Origin of the sequence: Candidatus Nitrosarchaeum limnium BG20 (assembly GCF_000241145.1) — an archaeon.
Lineage (GTDB): Archaea > Thermoproteota > Nitrososphaeria > Nitrososphaerales > Nitrosopumilaceae > Nitrosarchaeum > Nitrosarchaeum limnae.
In genome coordinates this window covers 1-1,850 of the sequence record NZ_AHJG01000048.1, presented here as the reverse complement: position 1 = coordinate 1,850, position 1,850 = coordinate 1, and the positions used below count along the sequence as shown (strand labels likewise).

Annotated in this window: 2 protein-coding genes and 1 pseudogene; 2 read left to right on the top strand and 1 reads right to left on the bottom strand. The window is 31.3% G+C overall.

The window, feature by feature from the left end:
• Window positions 1–1,095: pseudogene (locus BG20_RS01730) on the bottom strand (NAD(P)H-binding protein); the annotation flags it as partial.
• A gap of 356 nt (window positions 1,096–1,451) precedes the next feature.
• Between BG20_RS01730 and BG20_RS13955 the strand changes: the two are divergent.
• Entirely contained in the window at window positions 1,452–1,703 is a 252-nt protein-coding gene (locus tag BG20_RS13955) for a hypothetical protein (protein WP_010190057.1), read from the top strand.
• Entirely contained in the window at window positions 1,703–1,801 is a 99-nt protein-coding gene (locus BG20_RS13950; RefSeq protein WP_010190055.1) for a hypothetical protein, read from the top strand. Before BG20_RS13955 ends, BG20_RS13950 begins: the two co-directional genes overlap by 1 nt.
• The last annotated feature ends 49 nt before the right edge of the window (window positions 1,802–1,850 follow it).

Here is a 1,850-nt window from a genome sequence, read left to right as displayed (position 1 = left end):
AAGCAAAAATCCAAATTGGATCATAAACATCAAGTCTATCATCCAACCAATAATACGTGGTTCCAATTAACGCCATTACAATTAAAGAGATAAGCAAAAGTTTTTTGATTGATTTTAAAACCAGTTTTTTGCTCTCTAGGATTTTGATTCTGGAGGGCTTTCTCGCATTTCTTTAGTTGCAATATCTATTGATTCACGCACAGATTTTAAATTAAGTGGGATTATCTTGGTGATTGAATTATCATTTACAATAGTATCATGAACTAAGCTATCAATTAGTGGTCTTGCCAAGGATGCTTTGACTGGTGTGATCAAATCTACCCAATAAGATGAAAGTCTAGTTGTAAGAAAAGGGATTTGAATGACAAAGAGATTTTTATTAAGATATGCAGAATACACCCGCATTAATTCTTCATACGTCATAATATCAGGTCCACCAATTTCAAAAATTTTACCACTTGTTTCAGGATGATTTAGACATCCCACAAGATATGCTATTACGTCATCAACTGCTATTGGTTGAGCTAGTGACTTGACCCAAGAGGGCGTAACCATTACACGTAATCGTTCCACAAGATAGCGGAGCATCGCATATGAACCTCCCTGAGCACCAATAATCAAAGACGCACGCAATTGTGTAACTGGAATATTTCCAGATGCGAGTATTTCACCCACTTCTTTTCTACTTCTCATGTGTGGAGATAATTCTATACTATCATTAACTAACCCTCCAAGATAGATTATTCTTTTAACATTAGCATTAGTAGCAGCTTTAAGAAAATTTTGAGCTTGAATTTTTTCTCTTGATGCAAATTCTCGCCAATGTTCCTTATCTCCTTCCATAGAATGAAGTAGATAATAGGCCACTTCAATTCCATTCATTGCGCTCTCTAATTGCTCAACATCAAAAACATCTGCTTGAATATACTTTACATTGGTTTTATCAGTAAGTTTACTTCTACTCATTCCCTTAACAGTGAACCCATTGGACACCAAATTTCTGATCAATCGAGAACCAATAAAACCAGTAGCACCAGTAACTAAAATAGAATAAGGTTTGAGTTTAGAAATTGAATTATAGCTTATTTGAGTCATGATTATTGTTCAAGATTAACATTTAAAAAATTTATTTCAAAATTAGAAATATCAATTAACATATAATGCATAAGTAATTTCATCAATTTAATTATTTAAACTAGTGCCATAGAATAAAACTAGTGCTAATAAACATGAAAATAATGAAGGATATCGGGAAACATTCTAAATAATTAGAATAAAATTGATTTTTTAGCACTAGAGTCAGTAGTTAGCATTAAATAAATATAATATCATAATAAATTACTCATGGTATACATTAGAGCAAAAAAGTAAAATCAGATAATTATTTATATTTAGTTAAGAGTACTTGGAATTCTAAAAAAAATACATCCAAACAAGAAATAGTAAAATATTTGGGAAAGGCATCAGAAGTTGTAAAAGATGACATACCAATAGAATATAGAGATGACCCAAAAATATTAGCCGTTTTAGCATCACATAATCCAAAAGACATCACCAAAAGAGAAGAATCAACAAAAAAGTCAAAACAAATCCTATACAAAAAACTAACAGAAGGAGATATCCAATCATCCGTAAAAGTTTATGAAGAATACATGAAAATTTTCAGCCCCGGAGATTTCTTTGATAAAATTTTAGACCTGTGATGTACAAGATAGGAGAAGATTGGGCTGATAATACAATAAGTATTGCAACAGAACATGTTGCAAGTAACGTTGCTCAAAACATTAGTAAAAAATCATAATGGATAAGATTACAAGTAAATGCAAACAAAAAGAGAATCCTTANCTGTG

Bases quoted from the DNA above. Each gene is read 5' to 3' on its own strand.
- BG20_RS13950 (WP_010190055.1), top strand. From the start codon at position 1,703: ATGTACAAGATAGGAGAAGATTGGGCTGATAATACAATAAGTATTGCA.